The sequence below is a fragment of the Mycobacterium yunnanensis genome (assembly GCF_025823185.1).
GTDB lineage: Bacteria > Actinomycetota > Actinomycetes > Mycobacteriales > Mycobacteriaceae > Mycobacterium > Mycobacterium yunnanensis.
This window is the reverse complement of record NZ_JACKVK010000013.1, coordinates 614252-632505: the sequence shown is the minus strand read 5'-3', so window position 1 is coordinate 632505 and position 18254 is coordinate 614252. Positions and strand designations below refer to the sequence as shown.

Sequence of the window (18254 nt, the reverse complement as noted above, 5' to 3'; positions counted from 1 at the left end):
CCGCGGGTGACCTGCTTCATAACGGAGCGGGAATCCCGGATGAAGACTTGGACGAGCGCGACCACCTAGGACGTGTCCTCAGTGCGGCGCGAAGTCCAGCCATCATTCGCACCAGGCACCGAGGGTTCTCACGAACCGCTCGGAGCGAGACCATGACAAGCCCGGGAAGAGTTCCACGGGTCCATAGCGAAAGCCCTCGCGTGGCCGCGTCGACACGACGCGCCCGGGGGCTTGAGGAGAGTACGTGGCTGACCGTGATTTTGCTGCCCCATTCGATCTTCCCGAAGACACCACGCGCGACGAGGATGCGCAGACTGCGCTGACCCTCGATCCCGCCGGGGTGTTCGTCGAGCCGGCTCCGGCGGGCGTGTTCGTCGAGCCGGCTCCCGCCGGCACCGCCCCGGAGGCGCAGGCGCTCGAGGTGGAGCCCGAACCGCCGCCGGTCCCGGAGCCGCTGCCCGCGAACACCGCACCCGCGGCGTACATGCCGCTGTTCGTCGCGCCCCAGCCCGTCGCCTACGTGCCGCCGCGTCCCGCGGTGGTGCCCGACGACGACCTCGACGACGAGGACGACGAGGACGACGACGATTCCCTGGACGACTCGTCGGAGGACTCCGACGACGAGCAGGGTGACCGGCCCGCCAACAAGCGGCGCCGTCGCGGGCGCCGCGGTCGTGGCCGCGGGCGCGGCGAACAGAGTGACGACGCCGACGGTCCCGGCGACGGAGACGGTCAGGACGGCACCGACGACCGGAGCGACTCGTCGGAGGATTCCGACGACGACGGCTCGGACGACGACGGAGCCGACGACGAGGGCGGTGACGACGACGGCACCGGTGCCGACGGAGCGAACCGACGCCGCCGGCGGCGTCGCCGCCGCAAGACCGGCGGCGGGGACGGAGACGAGTCCACCTCGGCCGACGACCCGCCCAACACCGTCGTCCACGAACGCCAGCCGCGGGCGGCGAAGGCGGCCAACAAGTCCTCCGGCGACGGCGAGATCCAGGGCATCGCTGGGTCCACGCGCCTGGAGGCCAAGCGTCAGCGCCGACGCGACGGACGCGACGCGGGCCGTCGTCGTCCCCCGATCCTCAGCGAGGCGGAGTTCCTGGCTCGCCGTGAGGCCGTCGAGCGGGTCATGGTCGTCCGCGACAAGGTGCGCAGCGAGCCGCCGCACGAGGGTGCTCGCTACACCCAGATCGCGGTGATGGAGGACGGCGTCGTCGTCGAGCACTTCGTCACCTCGGCGGCCCAGGTGTCCCTGGTCGGCAACATCTACCTCGGCATCGTGCAGAACGTGCTGCCCTCCATGGAGGCGGCGTTCGTCGACATCGGCCGCGGCCGCAACGGTGTGCTGTACGCCGGCGAGGTCAACTGGGAGGCCGCCGGGCTCGGTGGCGCCCAGCGCAAGATCGAGCAGGCCCTCAAGCCGGGTGACTACGTCGTCGTGCAGGTCAGCAAGGACCCGGTCGGACACAAGGGCGCCCGCCTGACCACGCAGATCTCCCTGGCGGGCCGTTACCTGGTGTACGTGCCCGGCGCCTCGTCGACCGGCATCAGCCGCAAGCTGCCCGACACCGAACGCCAGCGGCTCAAGGAGATCCTCCGCGAGGTCGTCCCGGCCGATGCGGGTGTGATCATCCGCACCGCGTCCGAGGGCGTCAAGGAAGAGGACATCCGCACCGACGTCAACCGGCTGCAGGAGCGGTGGGCCCAAGTCGAGGCCAAGGCCACCGAGATCACCGCCAAGGCTGCCGGGGCCGCAGTCCCGCTCTACGAGGAGCCGGACGTGTTGGTCAAGGTCATTCGTGACCTGTTCAACGAGGACTTCAGTGGCCTGATCGTGTCCGGTGACGAAGCCTGGACCACCATCAGCGACTACGTCACCTCGGTAGCGCCGGAGTTGCTGACGCGCATGACCAAGTACGAGCCCGCCGCATCTGGCGGGCCCGACGTGTTCGCGGTGCACCGCATCGACGAACAGCTGACCAAGGCGATGGACCGCAAGGTTTGGCTGCCGTCGGGCGGCACGCTCGTCATCGACCGCACCGAGGCCATGACGGTCGTCGACGTCAACACCGGCAAGTTCACCGGCTCGGGCGGCAACCTCGAGCAGACCGTCACCCGCAACAACCTGGAGGCCGCGGAGGAGACCGTCCGCCAGCTCCGGTTGCGCGACATCGGCGGAATCATCGTCATCGACTTCATCGACATGGTGCTGGAGTCCAACCGCGACCTGGTGCTCCGCCGGCTCACCGAGGCGCTGGCCCGTGACCGGACCCGCCACCAGGTCTCCGAGGTCACGTCCCTCGGGCTGGTGCAGCTGACCCGCAAGAAGTTGGGCACCGGTCTCATCGAGGCGTTCTCGACGACCTGCTCGCACTGCGCTGGGCGCGGCATCATGCTGCACGGCGATCCCGTGGACTCCGGATCGGCCGCCGCTCGCCGGAACGAACCAGGCACCGGACGACGGAGCAAGCGCGCCAAGAAGGGTGGCCGCCCCGAGGAAGAGGTGCAGGTCGCCAAGGTGCCCTCGCACGCCGCGGGAGAGCATCCGATGTTCCGCGCGATGGCGGCGGCGACCGGCCGTGAGGACGACGAGGAGGCCGACGGCGTACTCGACGACGGTGACGCCGTGGTCGAGGGTTCCGAGGATCTGGCTTCGACCGAGCCCGTCGAGGAGGTGTTGGTCGACGACGCCGAGGACGATTCCGAGGACGAGCTCGACAATTCCGAGGACGACGAAGACGAGGACGAAGACGACGACATCGAAGTCATCGACGACTCCGACGACGACGAATCCGACGATGACTCTGACGACGACGACCTGGACGACGACGACTCCGAGGACGACGACTCCGACGACGACTCCGACGACGACGAGGACGATTCCGAGGACGAGGACTCCGACGACGAGCCCCCCGTCGCCGTGATCGGCAGGCCCCGGCGACGCCGAGCCGCCGCTCGCCCCGCAGGTCCGCCGGTTTCATGAGGCCGTGCCCGTCGCGGAGGAGGTCGCGGTTTGACCCCTTACCCGCTGGTCACGTACCCTTGCACAGTTGTCTGCAGGCTTGGTAGCGACCGAGCCGGTGACACGCGGGGCTCACGACCCCCGCACCCCAGACCCGCGCACGCAGCCCCCGGGTGGCGCGCGCCCGCAAGCGAAGTAGAGGATGACGCAAACGATGGCGACCTACGCAATCGTCAAGACCGGCGGCAAGCAGTACAAGGTCGCGGTCGGTGACATAGTCAAGGTGGAGAAGCTGGAGCTCGAAGCCGGCGATTCCGTGTCGCTGCCGGTGGCGCTCGTCGTCGACGGTGCGACCGTCACCACCGCGGCGACGGACCTGGAGAAGGTCGCCGTCACCGCCGAGGTGCTCGAGCACACCAAGGGTCCGAAGATTCGCATCCACAAGTTCAAGAACAAGACCGGTTACCACAAGCGCCAGGGCCACCGTCAGAAGCTGACGGTCGTCAAGGTCACCGGAATCGCATAGGTAGAGGAGCGAACTCATGGCACACAAGAAGGGCGCTTCCAGCTCTCGCAACGGTCGCGACTCCAATTCACAGCGCCTCGGCGTGAAGCGTTTTGGTGGCCAGGTCGTCAAGGCGGGCGAGATCATCGTGCGTCAGCGCGGCACTCACTTCCACCCCGGCGTGAACGTCGGCCGTGGCGGCGACGACACCCTGTTCGCGACCGCCCCCGGCGCCGTGCAATTCGGTGAGAAGCGCGGTCGCAAGACCGTCAACATCATTCGGACCGTTCGCGTTGGGTCCGAGGCTGCCGCCGGAGCGGCTCCGGAGGCTTAACTCCCGGTCGAGATCGACGTTTTGCAGCGCGGCTCTCGCACAAGCTCCGCAAAACGTAGCTTTCGACATGGAAAGGACCTCCCATGCCCCGTTTCGTCGACCGCGTGGTCATTCACGCGCGAGCTGGCAACGGCGGTAGAGGCTGCGCCTCGGTACACCGCGAGAAGTTCAAGCCCCTCGGCGGGCCCGACGGTGGCAACGGCGGAAACGGTGGCAGCATCGTGTTCGTCGTCGACCCGCAGGTTCACACGCTGCTGGACTTCCACTTCCATCCGCACGTCGACGCCCCGTCCGGCAAGCAGGGCATGGGGAACAACCGCGACGGCGCCAACGGCGACGATCTCGAGTTGCACGTTCCCGACGGCACCGTCGTCGTCGACGAGGACGGCAAGCTGCTCGCCGACCTGACCGGCGAGGGCACCCGCTTCGAGGCGGCGGCCGGCGGTCGCGGCGGACTCGGCAACGCCGCACTGGCGTCGCGGGCCCGCAAGGCCCCCGGGTTCGCGCTTCTCGGCGAGAAGGGCCAGGCCCGCGATCTGGTTCTCGAACTCAAGACGGTGGCCGACGTCGGCCTCGTCGGCTTCCCGTCGGCAGGCAAGTCCTCACTGGTGTCGGTGATCTCAGCGGCCAAGCCCAAGATCGCCGACTACCCCTTCACCACACTGGTGCCGAACCTCGGCGTCGTGTCGGCGGGGGAGAACACCTTTACCGTCGCCGACGTGCCCGGCCTCATTCCCGGCGCATCCGACGGCCGCGGCCTCGGCCTGGACTTCCTGCGGCACGTCGAGCGGTGTGCCGTGCTGGTCCACGTCGTCGACTGCGCGACGATGGAACCCGGCCGCGACCCGATTTCCGACATCGACGCGCTGGAAGCCGAACTCGCGGCCTACACCCCGACGCTGCAGGGCGACACGACTCTCGGCGACCTCGCCGAGCGCCCGCGGGCGGTGGTGCTCAACAAGATCGACGTCCCCGACGCGCGCGAACTGGCCGACTTCGTTCGCGACGAGGTGGCGCAGAAGTATGGCTGGCCCGTCTTCGAGGTGTCGACCTTGACGCGGGACGGGTTGCGTCCCTTGACGTTCGCGCTGTGGGACATGGTCAAGGCCTACCGCGACGCACAGCCGGTGGTCGCACCCAAGCGCCCCGTCATCCGGCCGATCCCGGTGGACGAGAGCGGTTTCACCGTCAGCTCCGACGGTCACGGCGGTTACGTGGTGCGCGGCACCCGGCCCGAGCGGTGGATCGCCCAAACCGACTTCACCAATGACGAAGCCGTTGGCTACCTGGGTGACCGGCTCGCCCGCCTTGGCGTCGAGGACGAACTGCTCAAGCAGGGCGCGACGCCAGGCTGCGCGGTCACCATCGGCGACATGACCTTCGACTGGGAGCCGCAGACTCCGGCCGGCGTCGACGTCACGATGTCCGGGCGTGGTACCGACCTCCGGCTCGAGCAGGACGACCGGGTGCGCGCCGACGAGCGCAAGCTCGCCCGCAAGCAGCGACGGGAAAGTCGCGAAGAGCAGTCGTGACGAGTTCTCACCGCGAGGCCGTCCGTACGGCCCGTAGCGTCGTCGTCAAGATCGGAACCACGGCGCTGACCAACGCCAAGGGCATGTTCGACGCGACCAGGGTGGCCTCGCTGGTCGACGCCATCGAGGCCCGGATGAGAGCGGGCTCCGACGTCGTCATCGTGTCCTCCGGTGCGATCGCGGCGGGAATCGAACCCCTCGGATTGAGCAAGCGGCCCACCGACCTCGCCACCAAGCAGGCCGCCGCCAGCGTCGGTCAGGTGGCGTTGGTGAACGCCTGGACCGCGGCGTTCGACAGGTATGATCGCACCGTCGGTCAGGTGCTGTTGACCGCCCACGACATCGCCATGCGGGTGCAACACACCAACGCTCAGCGCACGCTCGACCGGCTGCGCGCGTTGCACGCGGTGGCCATCGTCAACGAGAACGACACCGTCGCCACCAACGAGATTCGCTTCGGCGACAACGACCGGCTCTCGGCTTTGGTCGCCCACCTCGTCGGTGCCGACGCGCTGGTGCTGCTGTCCGACATCGACGGGTTGTACGACTCCGATCCTCGAAAGGGCAACGCGCGCTTCATCTCCGAGGTCAGCGGCGCCGAGGACCTCGACGGCGTCACCGCCGGTGGGGGCAGCCGATTGGGCACCGGCGGCATGGCCTCCAAGCTGTCCTCGGCGCTGCTGGCGGCCGACGCCGGAGTGCCCGTTCTGCTGGCTGCGGCCGCCGACGCCGCGTCGGCGTTGACCGACGCGTCGGTGGGGACGGTGTTCGCGCCACGCCCAGAGCGCATGACCTCGCGACGGTTCTGGGTGCGCTACGCCGCGGAGTCGACGGGTGCCCTGATACTCGACGACGGCGCGGTCCGCGCCGTCGTCGAACGGCGCCGGTCGCTGCTGCCGGCTGGCATCACCGAGGTCTCGGGTCGATTCCACGGTGGCGACGTCGTCGAACTTCGCGCGTTGGACGGGACCGTCGTCGCCCGTGGTGTCGTGGGTTACGACGCTGCCGAACTGGCCACGATGACCGGCCGGTCGACCTCGGACCTGCCTGCCGACATGCGCCGCCCCGCGGTGCACGCCGACGACCTCGTCGCGGTTTAGGGCGCCTCCAGATACAGTGCGCCCCAGACGATCTGGGTGAGGGTGGCGGCCAGTTCACCGTCGCCGGACTCCGGCGCCTCCGGAAGGTTCTGCTGGCAGGTCCGCTCGACCATCCAGGTCAGGCTGGTGGCTGCCATCGGTGCCGAGAGCTCCTGGCGGATCGAGCCGTCGCGCTGTCCCTCGGCGATCACCGCGGTCAGCCGTGTCGCGATCGTCGCGAGGATCTCCCGGTAGGTGGTGCCCACTGCCGCGTCGTAGCCGGCCATCTCGTTGAGCGCCACGAGCAACGGTTGATGGTGGCGGTAGGTGGACACCAGCGCCGTCATTGCGGCGAGCACGTCGGCGGGGTCGCGCCGTCCCGAGACGCTCCACCAGCGTTCCGCGGCGGTGGCGAGGTCGTCGAACACCTGCCCCGCAAGTCGGCGCAGCAGGTGACCCTTGTCCTCGAAGTAGACGTAGAAGCTGGCTCGGGAGATGCCCGCCTCGGTGGCCAGTCGGTCGACGCTGAGTTCGGTGAAGCTGGCCCCGTCGGCCATCAAGCGTTCGGTGGCGTCGAGCAGCTGGCGCTCGATCTGACCGCGCCGTTCCTGCCGGTTGGCCTGCGGTCTACGCGTCACGGACGGCACCCAAGCAGCGTAGACGCCGCGCACACATCTTGACTAGACATACTGTCTAGACATATCGTCACCGCCATGACTGTGTCGCCGCTCACACCCGTCCGCCCGTACGACCCAATCGACCTGTCGTCTCGGGCGTTCTGGTCGACCACCGCCGCCGACCGTGAGAAGGCCTTCGCCCAACTGCGGCGCGACCGGCCCGTCAGCTGGCACCCACCCGTCGAGGACGCGCTGATGCACGACCCCGAGGACCGCGGCTACTGGGCGGTGACCCGGCACGCCGACATCGTCGCCGTCAGCAAGGACAGCGAGACGTTCCTCTCGGGCAAGGGCGTGCTGTTCGAGAACGTGCCCGAGGAGCTGCTCGAGGCGTCACAGTCGTTCCTGGCCATGGATGCCCCGCGGCACACCAAGATTCGCAAGGTCGTGCACGCCGCCTTCACCCCGCGGCAGGTGCGTCGCATCGAGGACTCGATCAAGGCCAACGCCGCCGACATCGTCGCCGAGCTGCGCTCCGCGGGCAGCGGAGCGGACTTCGTCGACCTGTGCGCCAAGGAGCTGCCGATCCGGACCCTCTCGGACATGGTCGGCATCCCCGAATCCGAGCGGGCCCAAGTGGCCGACGCCGCCGACGCCATGGTGTCGTGGGGCGATCCGCACTATCTCGACGGGCGAAATCCCCTGGAGGTCCTCATCGGAAGCCAGATGTACCTGCACGGGGTGGCCGGTGCCCTGGCCGCCGACCGCCGCGAGAACCCGGGCGACGACCTGATCAGCGCGCTCGTCCACGCCGAGGTCGACGGCGACCGGCTGACCGACGCGGAGATCGCCGCCTTCTTCGTCCTGCTGGCGGTCGCGGGCAACGACACCACCCGCCAGACCGCCAGCCACGCCGTCAAGGCGCTCACCGACTTCGACGACCAGCGCGCCTGGCTGGCAGCCGACTTCGACGACCGCATTCCCGGCGCCGTCGAGGAATTCATTCGATGGGCGACCCCGGTGATGACCTTCCGCCGCACGGCCGCCGTCGACTGCCAGGTCGGCGGTCACGACGTCGCCGCGGGGGAGAAGGTCGTCATGTTCTACGCGTCGGGCAACTTCGACGAGACCGTCTTCGACGCGCCCGAGCGCTTCGACTTGTCGCGTAAGCCCAACCCGCACCTGGGCTTTGGTGGTGGGGGCCGCCACTTCTGCCTCGGTGCGCACGTGGCGAGGGCTCAGCTGCGCGCGCTCTTCGGGGAACTGCTCACCCAGCTGCCGGGCATCTCGGCGGGGGAGCCGTCCTACGTCCCTGGCAACTTCGTCCACGGCGTGCGTGCCCTGCCGGTCACCTTCTAGGGGGCCGGAATCGGGGCCAGTTCGTCGACGAGGAGGACCAGCAGCTCCGAACAGCCCGCGTCGAGCTTCACCGCAGCGAGCTCGTCGCCGCGGGTGGCGCCGCGGTTGATGATCGCGACCGGCTTGCCCGCCGCCGCGGCGTGCCTGACGAAGCGCAATCCGGAGAACACCGTCAGTGACGATCCGGCGACGAGCAGGGCGTCGGCGTCGTCGACCAACGAATATGCCTGCGCCACCCGGTCCTTCGGAACGCTCTCGCCGAAGTAGACGATGTCGGGTTTGAGCATCCCACCGCAGCGAACGCAGTCGACGTATCGGAACGAGGAGGTCTCCTCGATCATCGCGTCGGCGTCGGGGGCCACCGCGATGCCGCCCACCCGTTCGGCGCGTTCGGCGAAGCCCGGGTTGAGCGCTTCGAGTTCGTCGGCCAACTGGGCGCGCGTCATGGTCGACCCGCAGCCGAGGCAGACGACGTCGGCGTACGTGCCATGCAGGTTGACGACGTTCTCACTGCCCGCCTTGGTGTGCAACAGGTCCACGTTCTGGGTGATCAGGCCGGTGACCACGCCGGCGCGTTCCAACGCGGCGAGCGCCCGGTGCCCGGCGTTGGGGAGGGTGGCGTGCATGTGCCGCCACCCGACGTGGTTGCGCGCCCAGTAGCGCTGCCGGAACGCGGGGTCGGAGGTGAACTGCCGAATCGTCATCGGGTTGCTCGGCGGGGAGTCGGGGCCGCGGTAGTCCGGGATGCCAGAATCGGTCGACAGGCCTGCGCCGGTCAGGACTGCCAGGCGCCGACCTGCGAGCAGGCCGACCAGTTCGGGGGCGGTGGAGTCGTTCATCTCCGTCCAGGGTAGGCCGCTCGTGGGCGACCTGGGATGATCGGGTCGTGGACTTCTACTCCGCCTACCGACACGACTACGTGCGTGTCGCCGCCTGCACGCATCACACGGCGCTGGCCGACCCGGCCCTCAATGCCGCATCGGTGCTGGGGCTGGCGCGCGAATGCCACGACGACGGCGTCGGCCTGGCCGTCTTTCCCGAACTGACGTTGTCGGGGTACTCGATCGAGGACATCGTCTTGCAGGACACGCTGCTCGACGCCGTCGAGGCCGCCGTCGTCGACGTCGTGACGGCCTCGGCGGACCTGCTGCCCGTGCTGGCGATCGGTGCCCCGCTGCGCCACCGCAACCGCGTCTACAACACCGCCGTCGTGATCCACCGCGGCGTAGTGCTGGGCGTCGTGCCGAAGTCCTACCTGCCGACCTACCGCGAGTTCTACGAACGGCGACAGATCGCTCCCGGCGACGACCAGAACGGCGTCATCAGGCTCGGCGGCTCCGACGTGCCGTTCGGGCCCGACCTCCTGTTCACCGCGACCGACCTGCCGAACTTCGTGCTGCACGTCGAGATCTGCGAGGACATGTGGGTGCCGGTGCCGCCCAGTGCCGAGGCCGCGCTCGCGGGTGCGACCGTGCTCGCCAACCTGTCCGGCAGTCCCATCACCATCGGCCGCGCCGACGACCGAAAGTTGTTGGCACAGTCGGCGTCGTCGCGGTGTCTGGCGGCCTACGTCTACGCCGCGGCTGGCGAGGGCGAGTCGACGACCGACCTGGCCTGGGACGGGCAGACGATGATCTACGAGAACGGCGTGCTGCTCGCCGAGACCGAGCGCTTCCCCAAGGGCGAACGCAGGTCGGTGGCCGACGTCGACGTCGGTCTGTTGCGTGCCGAGCGGCTGCGGATGGGGACCTTCGACGACAACCGGCGCCACCACGCCGAACGCGTCGACGGGTTCCGGCGCGTCGAGTTCGTCCTCGACCCGCCCTCCGGTGACATCGGGTTGCGCCGCGCCGTCGAGCGCTTTCCCTTCGTCCCGTCGGATCCCGAACGGCTGCAACGGGATTGCTACGAGGCCTACAGCATTCAGGTGTCCGGCCTCGAGCAGCGGATGCGGGCGCTGAAGTACCCCAAGATCGTCATCGGCGTCTCGGGTGGTCTGGACTCCACCCATGCGCTGATCGTCGCGGCCCGGGCCATGGACCGTGAGCAGCGGCCGCGCAGTGACATCTTGGCGTTCACGATGCCCGGCTTCGCCACCGGGGAGCGCACCAAGGGCAACGCGATCGCCTTGTGCGCGGCACTGGGGGTGACGTTCGCGGAGATCGACATTCGCGACACGGCGATACGGATGCTGACCGAGATGGACCACCCCTTCGCCCGCGGCGAGAAGGTCTACGACGTCACCTTCGAGAACGTGCAGGCCGGTCTGCGCACCGACTACCTGTTCCGGCTGGCCAACCAGCGAGGCGGCATCGTGCTCGGCACCGGTGACCTCTCCGAACTCGCGCTCGGGTGGTCCACCTACGGTGTCGGCGACCAGATGTCGCACTACAACGTCAACGGCGGCGTGCCGAAGACGTTGATTCAGCATCTGATTCGCTGGGTCATCTCCTCTGGTCAGTTCGCCGAGGACGTCAACATGGTGCTGCAGTCGGTGGTGGAGACCGAGATCACCCCCGAGCTGGTGCCCGCCGGCGAGGACGAGGAGATTCAGAGCAGCGAGGCCAAGGTGGGACCGTATGTCCTGCAGGATTTCTCGCTGTTCCAGGTGCTGCGCTACGGGTTCGGGCCCGCCAAGGTCGCCTTCCTGGCCTGGCATGCGTGGCACGACGCCGAGGCAGGCCGGTGGCCTACGGGGTACCCCGCCGACGAGAGGCCGGAGTACTCCCTGGCCGAGATTCGGCACTGGCTGGAGGTTTTCGTTCAACGCTTCTACTCCTTCAGCCAGTTCAAGCGCTCGGCGCTGCCCAACGGTCCGAAGGTCTCCGCGGGCGGTGCGCTGTCTCCGCGCGGTGACTGGCGCGCCCCGTCGGACATGTCCGCTCGCATCTGGCTCGAAGAGATCGAGCGCGAGGTCCCGCAGGCCTGACGGCCGCCGATGTGAAAAACTCTCCGCTGTGGACGAACCCGGCAACGCCGCTCGTGTCAGCGTGGACGCCGGGGTTCCGCTGCACCGGCAGCTCTACTTGGTGCTTCACGACGAGATCAGCAGGGGCGCGCTGGCCTCGGGTGAGGCACTGCCGACCGAGCAGACGTTGTGCGACATGTTCGGCGTCTCACGCATCACGGTGCGACGGGCGCTGTCCGATCTGTCCGACGCCGGCCTCGTCGACCGCCGGCACGGCGTCGGATCGTTCGTCAGCGAACGGTCGGCGGAGGCTCACCAGGCCTCCAGCCTGGACAACATGCGGCAGGTCGAAGTCGAGACCGAGGTCGACGTCGTCGAATGGGGCGTGCGGGCCGTGCCCCCCGCCGTCGCCGCCCGATGGGATCACCGCGACACCGCACTGCACGTCCTGCGGGTGCGCCACGAGCGCCTCACCTCCGAACCGCTGATGATCACCGACGCGTGGTTGCCCGCCGAACTCGCCGACGTGGTGACCGAGTCGGCCCTGCGGCGGGTCACGCTCTACGGGCTGATGACCGCCGCCGGGGTGGTCTTGGAACGCCTCGACCACGAGATGACCGCCGAAATCGCCGGTCCCCGAACGGCGTCACTGCTGGCGACCGCCATCGGGTCGCCGCTGATCCGCGTCAACCGGGTGGCGTACGCCGGTGGCGCACCGCACCACGTGCTGTCGGTCGCCCTGTCCCCGGATCGAAGTCGGGTCCTGGTCTCCCAGCGCTCGGCGGACGCCGAGACGGGCACCGCGTTGTCCATCGCGCACGACGTGCTCAGGCCGTCGAACTGAGTCGGCGTGCGCAGCGATTCGCTCGACCCGGCGCGGCGAATCGCGGCCTACCTCGATAAGCTGCACTAATGAGCGTTGAAGCTCCCACGGATCTGCGCAGCCAGGTCCACGACGCGGCCCGGCGGGCGCGCGTCGCGGCCCGCGTCCTCGCGACGCTGACCACCGAGACCAAGAACCGGGCCCTGCACGCGGCGGCCGACGCGGTGCTGGCACACGTGCACGAGGTGCTCGCCGCCAACGCCGCCGACGTCGAGGCCGCCAGGGCCGCGGGAACGCCGGAGTCGATGCTGGATCGGCTGGCCCTGAACCCGCAGCGCGTCGAGGGCATCGCGTCGGGACTTCGACAGGTCGCCGGCCTGCCGGATCCGGTCGGCGAGGTGCTGCGCGGCAGCACCCTGCCCAACGGCCTGCTGATCCGTCAGCAGCGCGTGCCGCTCGGCGTGGTCGGCATGGTCTACGAGGGCAGGCCCAACGTCACCGTCGACGCCTTCGGTCTGACGCTCAAGTCGGGCAACGCGGCACTGCTGCGCGGCAGTTCATCGGCCGCCCAGTCCAACGCGGCGCTCGTCACGGCGCTGCGGATGGCTCTGCTCGGGGAGGGGTTGCCCGAGGATGCCGTCCAGCTGCTGCCCAGCGCCGACCGGGCCAGCGTCACGCACCTCATTCAGGCGCGTGGCTTGGTCGACGTCGTCATCCCCCGCGGGGGCGCCGGACTCATCGACGCCGTGGTGCGCGACGCGACCGTGCCGACCATCGAGACCGGGGTGGGCAACTGCCACGTGTTCGTCCACGAGGCGGCCGACCTCGAGGTCGCCGAGCGCATCGTGCTGAACGCCAAGACCCGACGCACCAGCGTCTGCAACGCCGCCGAGACCCTGCTGGTCGACGAGGCGATCGCGGCGACCGCGCTGCCGCGGCTGGTGGGCGCCCTCACCGACGCCGGCGTCACCGTGCACCTCGACCCCAGCGAGGAGGATCTGCGCGCGGAATTCCTCTCGATGGACATCGCGGTGGCCGTCGTCGACGGTGTGGATGGCGCGATCGCACACGTCAACGAGTACGGCACCGGGCACACCGAGGCCATCGTGACCACCAACTTGGCTGCGGCCCAACGCTTCACCGACCGCGTCGATGCCGCCGCGGTGATGGTCAACGCGTCGACTGCCTTCACCGACGGCGAGCAGTTCGGCTTCGGTGCCGAGATCGGAATCTCCACCCAGAAGCTCCACGCCAGAGGTCCGATGGGACTGCCGGAGTTGACCTCGACCAAGTGGATCGTGTGGGGTTCGCCCGACGGCCACATTCGCCCTGCCTAGCTAGGAGAACACCCAACGTGGCCGTGCCCACCCGTCCGACCCCGCTGTTCACCGACATCGACGACGTCGCCACGCGGCTCGCCGAAACCGGTTACCTGCCCGACACGGCCACGGCGACGGCGGTCTTCCTGGCCGACCGGCTCGGCAAGCCGCTACTGGTCGAGGGGCCGGCCGGCGTCGGCAAGACCGAACTGGCCCGCGCGATCGCGCAGTGCACCGGCTCGGGTCTGGTGCGGTTGCAATGTTACGAAGGCGTCGACGAGGCCCGCGCCCTCTACGAGTGGAACCACGCCAAGCAGATCCTGCGCATTCAATCTGGACAAGGCGGCGGCGCTGGATCCGAAGGCGATTGGGACCAGACCAAGACCGACGTCTTCAGCGAGGAATTCCTGCTGCAGCGACCGCTGCTGACCGCCATCCGACGCACCGACCCGACGGTGCTGCTGATCGACGAGACCGACAAGGCCGACATCGAGATCGAGGGTCTACTGCTGGAGGTGCTGTCCGACTTCGCCGTCACCGTGCCGGAATTGGGCACCATCACGGCCACGCGCACCCCGTTCGTCTTGCTGACCTCGAACGCCACGCGTGAGCTGTCCGAGGCGCTCAAGCGTCGATGCCTGTTCCTGCACATCGACTTTCCCTCACCGGACCTCGAGCGCCGGATCCTGCTGTCGCGCGTGCCGGAGCTTCCGGAAAAGATCGCCGAGGAACTGGTTCGGATCATCGGCGTGCTGCGTGACATGCAGCTCAAGAAGGTGCCGTCGGTCGCGGAGACCATAGACTGGGGCCGCACGGTGCTGGCGCTGGGCATGGACACCATCGACGACGAAATGATCGCCGCCACGCTCGGGGTGGTGCTCAAACATCAGTCCGATCAGATCAAGGCCAGCGGGGAGCTCAGGCTCAACTGATGGCCTACCGTCGCTCCAGCCCGCCGCAACCCCTTGCGCCGCACGGCTTTCCCGGTCATCTGGTCGAGTTCGTCGAGGCGCTGCGCGGAGTCGGCATCGCGGTCGGGCCCTCGGAGACGGTCGACGCGGGCCAGGTGATGACGGTGCTCGGCCTCGGCGACCGCGAGGTGTTGCGCGAGGGCCTGGCATGCGCGGTGCTGCGCCGACCGGAGCACCGCGCGACCTACGACGCGATGTTCAACCTGTGGTTCCCCGCCGCGCTCGGCGCGCGCACCGTGCTCTCCGACGACGACGAGGAAGACCCGAGCCCGCCCGACGGTGCGGCCAGTCCCGACGCCGAGGAACTGCGGGCCGCCCTGGTCGACATGCTGACCCGCAACGAGGATCTGGCCGCCATGGACGACCGGCTCGCGGCGATGGTCGCCCAGATCGTCGAGGCGTTCGGCAAATACAGCTCCAGCCGTGGTCCGTCGTACTCGTCGTATCAGGCGCTCAAGGCGATGGCGCTGGACGAGTTGGAGGGCAAGCTGCTCGCCGGGCTGCTGGCGCCCTACGGTGAGGAACCCACCCCCACCCAGGAGCAGATCGCCAAGGCGATGGCCGCCAAGCGCATCGGGCAGCTTCGCCGCATGGTCGAGGCAGAGACCAAGCGCCGCACCGCCGAGCAACTGGGACGCCAGCACGTCCAGACCTACGGCATCCCCCAGCTGTCGGAGAACGTCGAATTCCTGCGTGCCTCCGGCGAGCAACTCCGCGAGATGCGCCGCGTGGTCGCCCCACTGGCCAGGACGCTGGCGTCGCGGCTGGCTGCGCGCCACCGACGATCCCGCGCGGGTCAGATCGACCTGCGCAAGACGTTGCGCAAGTCCATGTCCACCGGCGGCGTGCCGATCGAGGTGGTCCTCAAGAAGCCGCGGCCCGCACGTCCGGAACTGGTCGTGCTGTGCGACGTGTCCGGGTCGGTGGCCGGTTTCAGCCACTTCACCCTGTTGTTGGTCAACGCGTTGCGTCAGCAGTTCTCCCGGGTCCGCGTCTTCGCCTTCATCGACACCACCGACGAGGTCACCGAGATGTTCGGGCCGGACTCCGACCTCGCCGTCGCCGTGCAGCGCATCACCCGGGAGGCCGGGGTGTTCACCCGCGACGGGCACTCCGACTACGGGCACGCCTTCGTCTCGTTCCTGGACGAATATCCCAGCGTGTTGTCCCCGCGGAGCTCGCTGCTGGTGCTTGGCGACGCGCGCAACAACTACCGCAATCCCGAGGTGGACCTACTGAAGCACATGGTGGCCGCCAGCCGCCACGCCCACTGGCTCAACCCGGAGCCCAGGCACCTGTGGGGCAGCGGCGATTCGGCGGTGCCGCGGTACGAGGGCGTCATCCCCATGCACGAGTGCCGCTCGGCCAAGCAGCTCGCCGCGGTGATCGACCAGCTGCTACCCGTCTAAGCTGCCTAGTCGTGACTCGACGCAGACTTGGGGTGATGGGCGGGACGTTCGATCCCATCCACCACGGTCACCTCGTCGCGGCGAGTGAGGTGGCCGACCTCTTCGACCTCGACGAGGTCCTCTTCGTCCCCACCGGTCAACCGTGGCAGAAGCGCGACCGCTCGGTCACCGCCGCCGAGGACCGCTACCTCATGACCGTCATCGCCACGGCGGCCAATCCGCGGTTCTCGGTCAGTCGGGTCGACATCGACCGCGGTGGCCCGACCTACACCAAGGACACGCTGCGCGACCTGGCGGCGCTCAATCCCGACGCCGACCTGTACTTCATCACCGGGGCCGACGCCCTCGGCTCGATCCTGTCGTGGCGCAACTGGGAGCAGCTGTTCGCCCTCGCACGCTTCGTGGGCGTCAGCCGGCCCGGGTACGAACTCGACGGCGAACACATCGAGGCCGCGATGAAGGAACTACCCGCCGAAGCGCTCAACCTGGTCGAGGTTCCTGCCCTGGCGATCTCGTCGAGCGACTGCCGCAGGAGAGCCGAACTCGGCAGACCCATCTGGTACCTGGTGCCCGACGGCGTCGTCCAATACGTCACCAAGCGCGGTCTCTATCCCGCGACGTCTCATGAATTAGGGGAACAGCACGCATGACGGCCAACGCAGAAGCCATCCAGATGGCCACGATCGCCGCTCGGGCCGCCTCGGCGAAGCTCGCCGACGACGTCGTCGTCATCGACGTCTCCGATCAACTGGTCATCACCGATTGCTTCGTCGTCGCCTCGGCGTCCAACGACCGGCAGGTCAACGCGATCGTCGACGAGGTCGAAGAGAAGATGCGGCAGGCCGGATACAAGCCCGCCCGCCGGGAGGGCACCCGCGAAGGGCGCTGGGTGCTGCTCGACTACATCGACATCGTGGCGCACATCCAGCATCAGGACGAGCGCAACTTCTACGCCCTGGACCGGCTGTGGCGTGACTGCCCGGTGATCCCCGTCGACCTGGACGCCGAGCAATGAGAGTTCGTCGTCTGGTGTTGCTGCGCCACGGGCAGACCGAGTACAACGCGGGCAACCGCATGCAGGGACAGCTCGACACCGACCTGACCGACCTCGGGCGCGAGCAGGCCGCCGCGGCCGCCGAGGTGCTGGCCAAGCGTCAGCCCCTGGCCATCGTGACCTCGGATCTGCGCCGGGCCGCCGACACCGCGGCCGCACTCGCCGAGCGTGCCGGAATGGAGATGTCGCTCGACACCCGGCTTCGCGAGACCCACCTCGGCGACTGGCAGGGTCTGACCCACCTCGAGGTCGACGACGTCGCGCCGGGCGCCCGATTCGCGTGGCGCGACGACGCCAGGTGGGCCCCGCACGGCGGGGAGAGCAGGGTCGACGTCGCCGCGCGCAGCGTGCCGGTGGTCGACGAACTGCTGACCCAGTTGCAGGACTGGGGTTCGGCGGGCGCCGGGGGCGCGTCTGACCGCCCGGTGGTGCTGGTGGCCCACGGCGGGTTGATCGCCGCGCTGACGGCCGCGTTGTTGAACCTGCCGGTCGAGAACTGGCCGGTGCTCGGTGGCATGGGCAATGCCAGCTGGGTGCAGCTGTCGGGGCATTCCGAGGACGACGCGGCGCCACGGGACGTCCGGTGGCGCCTCGACGTGTGGAACGCCTCGGCCCAGGTCGCCAACGATGTCCTCTGACGAGCCGCCCAGGAGGACGTTGCTCGTCTTCTGCGATTCCCTGTCCTACTACGGGCCTGCCGGCGGCCTGCCTGCCGACGATCCGAGGATCTGGCCCAACATCGTTGCGGCTCAACTCGACTGGGATCTCGAGCTGATCGGCCGCATCGGCTGGACGTGCCGCGACGTCTGGTGGGCGGCGATTCAGGACCCGCGCTCGTGGGCGGCTCTGCCGCGTGCCGGCGCGGTGATCTTCGCGACCAGCGGCATGGATTCCCTGCCGTCGCCGTTGCCGACGGCGCTGCGCGAGTCCATCCGCTACGTGCGACCGCCGGTGCTGCGCCGGTGGGTCCGTGACGGTTACGGGTGGCTGCAGCCCCGACTCTCACCCGTGGCCAGGCCGGCGCTGCCGGCGCATCTGAGCGCGGACTACCTCGAGCAGACCCGTGCGGCCATCGACTTCAACCGACCGGGCATCCCCTTCGTGGCGTGCGTCCCGTCGGTCCACGTCGCGCCGACCTACGGCAAGTCCCACCGCTGGCGTCACGCCACCGCCGCCGCCATCACCGCCTGGGGCCGACGGCACGACGTGCCCATCGTCGACCTGAAGGCGGCGGTCGGCGACGAGGTGACGAGCGGGCGGGGTAACCCCGATGGCATCCACTGGAACTTCGAGGCGCATCGCGCGGTAGCCGGCCTGATGCTCGAGGGACTCGCCGAGGCGGGCGTGAGCACCGTGGCCTCGAGGGGCTGAGC

17 protein-coding genes are annotated in these 18254 nt (G+C 69.0%); 15 read left to right on the top strand and 2 right to left on the bottom strand.

From position 1 onward, the window contains the following. Positions 1 to 244: 244 nt before the first annotated feature. The 5 genes from rne to proB all read left to right on the top strand — a co-directional run bounded on the left by rne (position 245) and on the right by proB (position 6442). The gene (gene rne, locus H7K45_RS26650; RefSeq protein WP_263999094.1) at positions 245 to 2992 is read left to right on the top strand and encodes a ribonuclease E; all 2748 of its coding nucleotides are present in this window, start codon (positions 245 to 247) and stop codon (positions 2990 to 2992) included. A gap of 193 nt (positions 2993 to 3185) precedes the next feature. Further along, complete coding sequence (gene rplU / locus H7K45_RS26645) at positions 3186 to 3497, top strand: 50S ribosomal protein L21 (protein ID WP_263999093.1); 312 nt, start codon at positions 3186 to 3188, stop codon at positions 3495 to 3497. A 16-nt stretch (positions 3498 to 3513) separates the two neighbouring features. Next, positions 3514 to 3810: a 50S ribosomal protein L27 gene (gene rpmA, locus H7K45_RS26640; RefSeq protein WP_263999091.1), complete on the top strand. Its 297-nt coding sequence runs from the start codon at positions 3514 to 3516 to the stop codon at positions 3808 to 3810. Between the two features lie 83 nt (positions 3811 to 3893). Beyond that, positions 3894 to 5342: a GTPase ObgE gene (gene obgE, locus H7K45_RS26635; protein ID WP_263999090.1), complete on the top strand. Its 1449-nt coding sequence runs from the start codon at positions 3894 to 3896 to the stop codon at positions 5340 to 5342. Next, positions 5339 to 6442: a glutamate 5-kinase gene (gene proB / locus H7K45_RS26630; RefSeq protein ID WP_263999089.1), complete on the top strand. Its 1104-nt coding sequence runs from the start codon at positions 5339 to 5341 to the stop codon at positions 6440 to 6442. The genes obgE and proB overlap by 4 nt, the downstream gene beginning before the upstream one ends. Here proB and H7K45_RS26625 read toward each other — a convergent pair. Then, entirely contained in the window at positions 6439 to 7068 is a 630-nt protein-coding gene (locus H7K45_RS26625) for a TetR/AcrR family transcriptional regulator (RefSeq protein WP_263999088.1), read from the bottom strand. The two genes, proB and H7K45_RS26625, sit on opposite strands and share 4 nt — an antisense overlap. A 66-nt stretch (positions 7069 to 7134) precedes the next feature. Here H7K45_RS26625 and H7K45_RS26620 point away from each other — a divergent pair, with 66 nt between their 5' ends. Further along, positions 7135 to 8397 (top strand): cytochrome P450, encoded by a 1263-nt coding sequence (locus tag H7K45_RS26620; protein WP_263999086.1) that lies wholly within the window; start codon positions 7135 to 7137, stop codon positions 8395 to 8397. Here H7K45_RS26620 and H7K45_RS26615 read toward each other — a convergent pair. Beyond that, complete coding sequence (locus H7K45_RS26615) at positions 8394 to 9236, bottom strand: NAD-dependent protein deacetylase (RefSeq protein ID WP_263999085.1); 843 nt, start codon at positions 9234 to 9236, stop codon at positions 8394 to 8396. The genes H7K45_RS26620 and H7K45_RS26615 overlap by 4 nt on opposite strands. A 47-nt stretch (positions 9237 to 9283) precedes the next feature. Between H7K45_RS26615 and H7K45_RS26610 the strand changes: the two genes are divergently transcribed. The 9 genes from H7K45_RS26610 to octT all read left to right on the top strand — a co-directional run bounded on the left by H7K45_RS26610 (position 9284) and on the right by octT (position 18252). Continuing rightward, a complete protein-coding gene (locus H7K45_RS26610; protein ID WP_263999084.1) occupies positions 9284 to 11326 on the top strand; it encodes an NAD(+) synthase in 2043 nt (680 codons plus the stop codon). Positions 11327 to 11354: 28 nt separating this feature from the next. After that, entirely contained in the window at positions 11355 to 12149 is a 795-nt protein-coding gene (locus H7K45_RS26605; RefSeq protein WP_263999083.1) for a GntR family transcriptional regulator, read from the top strand. 68 nt (positions 12150 to 12217) lie between these two features. Next, on the top strand, positions 12218 to 13465 hold the full coding sequence (locus H7K45_RS26600) for a glutamate-5-semialdehyde dehydrogenase (protein ID WP_263999082.1): 1248 nt from the start codon (positions 12218 to 12220) through the stop codon (positions 13463 to 13465). 17 nt (positions 13466 to 13482) lie between these two features. Further along, the gene (locus tag H7K45_RS26595) at positions 13483 to 14379 is read left to right on the top strand and encodes an AAA family ATPase (RefSeq protein ID WP_263999081.1); all 897 of its coding nucleotides are present in this window, start codon (positions 13483 to 13485) and stop codon (positions 14377 to 14379) included. After that, positions 14379 to 15827, top strand: a complete 1449-nt coding sequence (locus H7K45_RS26590; RefSeq protein ID WP_263999080.1) for a vWA domain-containing protein — start codon at positions 14379 to 14381, stop codon at positions 15825 to 15827. Before H7K45_RS26595 ends, H7K45_RS26590 begins: the two co-directional genes overlap by 1 nt. 11 nt (positions 15828 to 15838) lie before the next feature. After that, positions 15839 to 16477 carry a nicotinate-nucleotide adenylyltransferase gene (nadD, locus tag H7K45_RS26585; RefSeq protein ID WP_263999079.1) on the top strand — a complete coding sequence of 213 codons (639 nt, stop codon included), beginning with the start codon at positions 15839 to 15841 and terminating at the stop codon, positions 16475 to 16477. After that, positions 16474 to 16842: a ribosome silencing factor gene (rsfS, locus tag H7K45_RS26580; protein WP_263999078.1), complete on the top strand. Its 369-nt coding sequence runs from the start codon at positions 16474 to 16476 to the stop codon at positions 16840 to 16842. Before nadD ends, rsfS begins: the two co-directional genes overlap by 4 nt. Beyond that, a complete protein-coding gene (gene gpgP / locus H7K45_RS26575) occupies positions 16839 to 17519 on the top strand; it encodes a glucosyl-3-phosphoglycerate phosphatase (RefSeq protein WP_263999077.1) in 681 nt (226 codons plus the stop codon). Before rsfS ends, gpgP begins: the two co-directional genes overlap by 4 nt. Further along, positions 17509 to 18252, top strand: coding sequence for a diglucosylglycerate octanoyltransferase (gene octT, locus H7K45_RS26570; RefSeq protein WP_263999076.1), 744 nt, complete (start codon positions 17509 to 17511; stop codon positions 18250 to 18252). The genes gpgP and octT overlap by 11 nt, the downstream gene beginning before the upstream one ends. The last annotated feature ends 2 nt before the right edge of the window (positions 18253 to 18254 follow it).